This is a genomic window from Cellulomonas sp. A375-1, assembly GCF_001040865.1.
Classification (GTDB): domain Bacteria; phylum Actinomycetota; class Actinomycetes; order Actinomycetales; family Cellulomonadaceae; genus Cellulomonas; species Cellulomonas gelida.
In genome coordinates this window covers 7,261-13,993 of sequence record NZ_LFKW01000094.1, presented here as the reverse complement: position 1 = coordinate 13,993, position 6,733 = coordinate 7,261, and the positions used below count along the sequence as shown (strand labels likewise).

5 protein-coding genes, 1 tRNA gene and 1 pseudogene are annotated in these 6,733 nt (G+C 74.4%); 3 read left to right on the top strand and 4 right to left on the bottom strand.

Annotated features, from left to right (window positions below):
* Positions 1-2,986, top strand: a pseudogene (locus CWIS_RS18875) (hypothetical protein); the annotation flags it as partial.
* A 17-nt stretch (positions 2,987-3,003) separates the two neighbouring features.
* Here CWIS_RS18875 and CWIS_RS10030 read toward each other — a convergent pair.
* Together CWIS_RS10030 and upp are read right to left on the bottom strand one after the other, a co-directional pair.
* Positions 3,004-3,666: an NAD(P)H-binding protein gene (locus CWIS_RS10030; RefSeq protein ID WP_048343145.1), complete on the bottom strand. Its 663-nt coding sequence runs from the start codon at positions 3,664-3,666 to the stop codon at positions 3,004-3,006.
* Between the two features lie 75 nt (positions 3,667-3,741).
* On the bottom strand, positions 3,742-4,377 hold the full coding sequence (gene upp / locus CWIS_RS10025; protein ID WP_048343144.1) for a uracil phosphoribosyltransferase: 636 nt from the start codon (positions 4,375-4,377) through the stop codon (positions 3,742-3,744).
* A 121-nt stretch (positions 4,378-4,498) separates the two neighbouring features.
* On the opposite strand from upp, the gene tadA reads away from it, so the two are divergent.
* The gene (tadA, locus tag CWIS_RS10020; RefSeq protein WP_048343143.1) at positions 4,499-4,981 is read left to right on the top strand and encodes a tRNA adenosine(34) deaminase TadA; all 483 of its coding nucleotides are present in this window, start codon (positions 4,499-4,501) and stop codon (positions 4,979-4,981) included.
* Here the strand turns inward: tadA and CWIS_RS10015 are convergent, their stop codons facing one another.
* Complete coding sequence (locus CWIS_RS10015) at positions 4,982-5,848, bottom strand: Sir2 family NAD-dependent protein deacetylase (protein WP_048343142.1); 867 nt, start codon at positions 5,846-5,848, stop codon at positions 4,982-4,984.
* 150 nt (positions 5,849-5,998) lie between these two features.
* Between CWIS_RS10015 and CWIS_RS10010 the strand changes: the two genes are divergently transcribed.
* A tRNA-Ser gene (locus CWIS_RS10010) sits at positions 5,999-6,088 on the top strand.
* Between the two features lie 457 nt (positions 6,089-6,545).
* Here CWIS_RS10010 and CWIS_RS19390 read toward each other — a convergent pair.
* Positions 6,546-6,733 (bottom strand): hypothetical protein (locus tag CWIS_RS19390; RefSeq protein ID WP_231583768.1); only part of this gene is annotated, 188 nt, incomplete at its 5' end.

Below are 6,733 nucleotides of genomic sequence, written 5' to 3'. Positions count from 1 at the left end.
AGGGCTCGCGGCGTTCCTCGCGAGCATCCCCGCGGGCGTGGTCGCGGGTGTCGCGGGAGCGGTGGTGGTGGCGGCCGTCGCTGTCGCCGTCGTGCTGAACGCAGGCGACAAGGGCCTGGTGCTCGACGCGCACCCCGTGCCGACCGTCACCGCGACGACGAGTGCGCCCGAGCCGTCCGGGGCGGCGAGCACCGCGCCGAGCGGAGCGCCCACCCCGGGGCCGTCGGCCACGCCGACGGACGGACCGACGACGCGCGTCATCGTCCCGCCGGTGGGCGACCCGGGGGACGACCCCACCGCCGCCCCGACGAACGAGCCGACACCGGACCCGACGACCGACCCCACGCCGGACCCGACCACCGAGCCCACACCCGACCCCACGACGCAGCCGACACCCGAACCCACGTCCGAGCCCACGCCGACGGTCGAGCCCACCCCGCCGCCCGTCGGGGCGAAGGTCGTGGTGACGCTGCCGTCGACCGGGCTCGTGCTCGCCGGCGGCGCGTCCGCGCAGGAGCTCGCGCTGACGCTGCGCAACGAGGGCGACCTGCCCGCGCGCGGCCTGGTGGCCGAGCTCACGCTGCCCGACGGCGTGCGGGTCGACGGGTTCGGCGGCATGGCCGAGGAGCCCGCGGGGCTCGTCGGCACGAGCCTGGCCGGCACGACGTTCGCGACGGGCTCGCTCGGCACGGGGGTGTCGGCCGCCGAGGACTGGACGTGCACGGGGGTGCGGACCGAGGTCGCGACGTGCACGCTCGCCGAGCTCCCCGGGCACGACGCCGCGCGCCTGGTGGTGCCCGTGAGCATCGACGAGTCGTTCGAGCACGACGACGCCGAGATCGGGCTCGTCGTGACCGGACCCGGGGTCGACTACCGGCCGCCGCCCATCGGCGTGAAGGTCACGCCGAGCCCCGCGCGCCTGGCGGTGTCGCGCGACCAGGGGCCGCTCGCGCTCGTCGCAGGCCGCGAGCGCGACGTGACGTTCGAGCTGCTCAACGCGGGCCGCTCCCCGGTGACGGGTGCCCAGGCGGACGTGCAGCTCCCCGCGGGAGTCGCGTGGACCGGACGGGTCGCCGCACCGTGGACCTGTGCGAGCCCGGAGACGCCCGAGGCCGCAGCGGCGACGCTGACGTGCACGGCCGGTGAGATCCGCGGGCGCACGGACGCGCCCCTGACGCTCGGCCTCGGCGTCGGGCGGGCGGCCACCGTCGACGCGATCGACCTCGTCCTGCGACCCGCGCCGGCCACGGGCAGCGCAGCCCGCGTGCCGGTGACGCTCGCGCAGCCCGCGACGCTCGTCGTCGAGGGCGCCGACCTCGCGGTGTCGGGCGGCCGGACGAGCACCCTGACGCTCACGGTGACCAACACCGGTGACCTCGCTTCCGCCCCCGTCGCGCTGGGCGTGCGACTGCCCGCGGGGGTCACGTGGAGCGGTGGGTGGGACGGTGTGCTCTGGGCGTGCGACGTGGTCGAGTCGCGTGCCGGTGACCAGGTGCGGTGCGACGGGCCAGCGCTCGCGGCCGGGGGGAGCGCGCAGGTCGTGCTGCCGGTCGCCGCCGCGGTCGGCACGGTGGGCAGCCTCGAGGCCGCGCTCGTCACGGCCACCGCGCACGACGCCGACGACGCGCCGCCGCTCACGCTCGCTGTCACGGGCCGGGCGCCGCAGCTCGCGGTCCGCGATGCCTCGGTCACGCTGCAGCCCGACGACACCGGTGCGGTGGCCTTCGCGGTTGCGGTGCAGCGCGAGGACGACGCGGCCGCGGACGCGGCGGACGTGGTCGCGCGCGTGACCCTGCCCGCGAACCTCGTCGTCGACCCCGAGCGGACCTCGGTCCCGGTGCCGGATGCGTGCACGACGAGCGGCGGCGGCCGGTCGGTCGAGTGCCGCTGGAGCACGCTCGCGGCGGGCGACGTCGCCGAGGTGCTGCTCCCGGTGACCTCCGACTACTCGGCGAGCACGGTGGTGCGCATCGAGGCGAGCGCGACGGGTGTCGACAAGCCCGTGGTCGAGAGCGTGCCGGTCGTCGGACGCTCCGGCGGGCTCGCGGAGCGGTTCAGCACCGCGACGGGCGGCTGGACCGTCACCGAGTCGGGTGCCGCGGTGCTCTCGTGCGACGCGCAGACGGACGCCTGCCGCAAGGCGCTCGCAGGCGGTGCCGACAACAACTCCCAGAAGATGCAGCCGATCGACGAGGCGCCCCCCGAGGGGGTCGCGCGTACCAAGGTCCCCGTCTCGTCGAGCACCACGCTCACGGTGCCGGCGGGCCGCGAGGTCGCGTTCGCGGGGCTGTACTGGTCGGCCGTGCGCGGACCGTCCGACGGCTGGAGCGGCGCGCTCGACCACGCGCTCGTGCGCGGACCTGGCGGTGCGTACGTGCCGGTCGCGGGAACGGCCACGCAGCGCACGGACGACAAGAAGCGCAGCTACTACTCGTCGTTCGCCGATGTGACGACGCTCGTGCAGGCGCGCGGCGGCGGCACGTGGTCGCTCGCCGACATGGCGGTGAGCGCCACGCGCACGGACGTCGACCCGACGTACTACGGCGGCTGGGCGCTCGTCGTCGTGTACTCCGCACCCGGCGACTCGCGCGTCACGGTCTACGACGGCGGCCTGTGGGTCGGCACGAACGCCCCGCCGCCCGCGTTCCGGTTCGCCGCGCCCGCGGGCTCGACCGCACGGGTCGGCGTGGTCGGGTGGGAGGGCGACCGCGGGCTCACCGGCGACCGGATGCGCCTGGGTGGCCTGTGCACGAGCGCGACCACCTCTCTGACGCCGCTGCGCGTCGACGGTGGGTACGGCGACCCGAGCAACGCGTTCGACTCGACCGCGTCCGGGTGGCGCTCGTCGTCGTCGCTCGGGATCGACGCCAAGGGCTTCGTCCCGGCCACGCTTCCGTGCGACGTCTCGTCGCTGACGCCCAGCACGTCCGGCGACCAGTACCTGGTCGGGGCGATCACGTTGCGGTCGGAGCCGGTCGTTCCCTGACGGTCCCGGGTGTCGGGTCAGTCCGCGCGCTCGGTGGCGGCGACGACCGCCGCGTCGACCGGCACCGCGCCCGCGACCAGCTCGAGCGTGAGCCCGGCCGTCGCGGGGTTCGCGAGCAGGGACGCGATCACGGCGGCCACGTCCTGGCGCGGGATCGCGCCCGGCGCGACCGACTCCTCGAGCCGCACCAGGCCGGTCGGCTCGTCGTCGGTGAGCCGGCCGGGGCGCAGGATCGTCCAGTCGAGGGTGCGGGCGCGCAGGTCGCGCTCGCTCGCGGCCTTGGCGCGCAGGTACGCGGCGAACACGCCGTCGGCCTGCGCGGGAGGGTCGTCCACGCCCATCGAGGAGACGAGCAGGTAGCGGGAGATGCCCGCACGCTCGGCCGCGTCGGCGAGCAGTGCCGCCGCCGCGCGGTCCACCGAGTCCTTGCGTGAGGCCCCGCTGCCCGGCCCGGCGCCCGCAGCGAACACCACCGCCTCGGCGCCCGTGACGGCACCCGCGACGTCCGCGACGTTGCACCGCTCGAGGTCGAGGACCACCGCCTCGGCGCCGTCGGACGTCACGTCGTCGACCTGGTCGAGCGACCGGATCAACGCGATCGGGACGTCACCGCGCGCGGCGAGGACCCGTGTGAGATGTCGGGCCACCTTCCCGTGACCACCGGCGACCGCGACTCGCATGGCGCCCACGGTAAGCACGCGACGGCCGGACGGCGACCGCTGAGCGGTTCGTGCGGCGCCTTCGTCGGCGGAGGGTCAGACGACCCCGTAGAGACGGTCGCCCGCGTCGCCGAGGCCCGGGACGATGTACGCCTTCTCGTTGAGGCGCTCGTCGACGGCCGCGACCACGACCTGCACGTCGGCGCGGTCCCCGACGAAGTCCTCGACGACCTTGATGCCCTCGGGCGCGGCGAGCAGGCACACGGCCGTGACGTCACGCGCGCCGCGCTGCAGCAGGTAGTCGATCGCCGCGACGAGGGTGCCGCCGGTCGCCAGCATCGGGTCGAGCAGGAAGCACTGCCGGCCCGAGAGGTCCTCGGGGAGCCGGTTGGCGTACGTGATCGCCTCGAGCGTCTCCTCGTCGCGCTGCATGCCGAGGAAGCCGACCTCCGCGGACGGCAGCAGGCGCGTCATGCCGTCGAGCATGCCGAGACCCGCGCGCAGGATCGGCACGACGAGCGGGCGCGGCTGCGCGAGCTTGGTGCCCGTGGTGACCGCGACGGGGGTCTGGATCTCGACCTCACGCGTGCGCACGTCCCGCGTCGCCTCGTACGCGAGGAGCGTGACGAGCTCGTCGACGAGGAGCCGGAAGGTGGCTGACGGAGTGCCCTGGTCCCGCAGGACCGTGAGCTTGTGGGCGACGAGCGGGTGGTCCGCGACGTGCAGGCGCATGCCCGAAGGTTACTCGTCGGTCCGCCCCTCCGCGGTGGGACTCGGCGCACGCACCGTCGTGGGTCCGGCGAGAGCGTCCGTCCCCTGGTCCGACGAGCGCGCGGTGCGTCATCATGACGCCATGACCTCCACCGGCCGGCCCGTGGAGCCGGCCGATGCCTGGGCGATGGGCCTGGCGCTCGACGAGGCACGCCGCGCGATCCGCACGGGCGACGTCCCGGTCGGGGCGGTCGTCATCGACTCGGGCGGTGTCGTCGTCGGGCGGGGCCGCAACGCACGCGAGGCCGACGAGGACCCCACCGCGCACGCCGAGGTGCGCGCCCTGCGCGCGGCCTCTGAGACGCTCGGCCGCTGGCGGCTCGACGACTGCACGCTCGTCGTGACCCTCGAACCGTGCCTCATGTGCGCGGGTGCGACCGTGCTGGCGCGCATCCCGCGGCTCGTCCTGGGCGCGTGGGACCCCAAGGCGGGCGCGTGCGGGTCGCAGTTCGACGTGGTGCGTGACCGGCGGCTCAACCACCGCGTCGAGGTGATCGGCGGTGTGCGCGACGAGGAGTGCGGCGCGCTGCTGCGGCACTTCTTCGAGCTGCAGCGCGAGGAGTGATCAGCCGCTCGCGCGGGGCGCCGGCAGCACCTCCGCGAGCTCCGTCAGCGTCTCGGACGTGCCCGCGTCGAGCGTGACGACCGCGTACCGGTCGCCCCGCGTCGCTCCGCGGTTCACGACGACCACCGGCTTGCCGGCCTGCGCGGCGTGCCGCACGAACCGCAGCCCCGACTGCACCGTCAACGACGACCCCGCGACCAGCAACGCGTCCCCCGCATCCACCAGCGCGTACGCCCGCTCGACCCGCTCGCGCGGCACCGTCTCACCGAAGTACGCGATGTCCGGCTTGAGCATCCCGCCGCACCGCGCGCAGTCCGCGACGACGAAGTGGCTCGTCGCCTCGATCACCGCGTCCGCGTCCGGCGCGATCTCCACGTCGGCCACCGCGCCGATCTCGTCGGCGAACCCGGGGTTGAGCGCGTCCAGCCGGTCCGCGAGCTCGCGCCGCCCGATCACCGTCCCGCACTCCAGGCACACCACCCGGTCGTACCGGCCGTGCAGGTCGATCACGTGCCGCGACCCCGCCGCCTCGTGCAGCAGGTCCACGTTCTGCGTGATGATCCCCAGCACCACACCCCGCTGCTCGAGCGCGACGAGCGCCCGGTGGCCCTTGTTGGGGAGCGTCCTGTTCACGTGCCGCCACCCCACGTGGTTGCGCGCCCAGTAGTGCCGCCGGAACGCCTCGTCCCCGACGAACTGCTGGAACGTCATCGGCGTGCGCGGGGGCGAGTCCGGGCCGCGGTAGTCCGGGATCCCCGAGTCAGTCGAGACGCCCGCCCCGGTCAGCACCGTCAGCCGGTGCCCCGCGAGCGCGTCGACCACGTCCCCCAGCGAGGCGGTGGTGACCTGGCGTGCGTCGGTGCTCACGCCTCCACGGTAGGCCTGTCGTCTGGTCCTCGCCGGGGCCGGGTCCTTGCTGATCGTTGGTCCGACGAGGCGCCCGCTCGGCCTTGGGGGGATCGTGCCGTGGACCCCGATTCGATGCACGGCCCGCGACCGGGTACCCTTCTGCACCGAGGTAGCGTGTCCGAGCGGCCTAAGGAGCACGCCTCGAAAGCGTGTGTGGGTGAAAGTCCACCGTGGGTTCAAATCCCACCGCTACCGCCAGCCGAAGGGCCCCACCCGCACGATCACGCGGCTGTGGGGCCCTTCGTCATTCCCGATCCTCCGTTGACCCTCCGAATTAGCCCCTCCAGGGCGTCATCCGGCGCCTGGGCGACGAGCTGATCGATGATGACCCGCAGGTCCGGAGCCACATGGAGCCGCTGGACGTAGTGGCGGGCCGTGGTGCTCTCGTCAGAGTGCCCGAGCAGTGCCGTGGCGTTCGCGAGAGTGCTTTCGCTCGCCACCTGGGTGGCCACGGTCCGGCGGAAGTCGTGCGGGGGGCTATCTACGCCGCATCCTTCGCAGGCGCGGCCAGGCGGCGCGCCGAGACCGTCGGGCGACTTCAGCGTGCGCTCGAGTTCGCGGGCCTCACGATGATCGGAACGACCGGCGACGGTGCGAGTCGGCCTTGACCCCGCCTCGGCGAAACACAATCGCGAGAGGGTGAGCGCGGCCCTTCTCAAGCTCCGGACAGTTGCATCAAGAAGTTCTCGACGACAGCGGGAGCGTTCTCGGGGCGTGCGAAGTCGCCCGTCACTACGACTGGCCCGATGGATCGCTGCCCTGCTCGCCGGGGTGCCTGCCGGGCGAAGGCGAGGCGAACACGGTCTGGCGTCTCGTAGTTCACCTCGACGCGCTCGTGGAAGT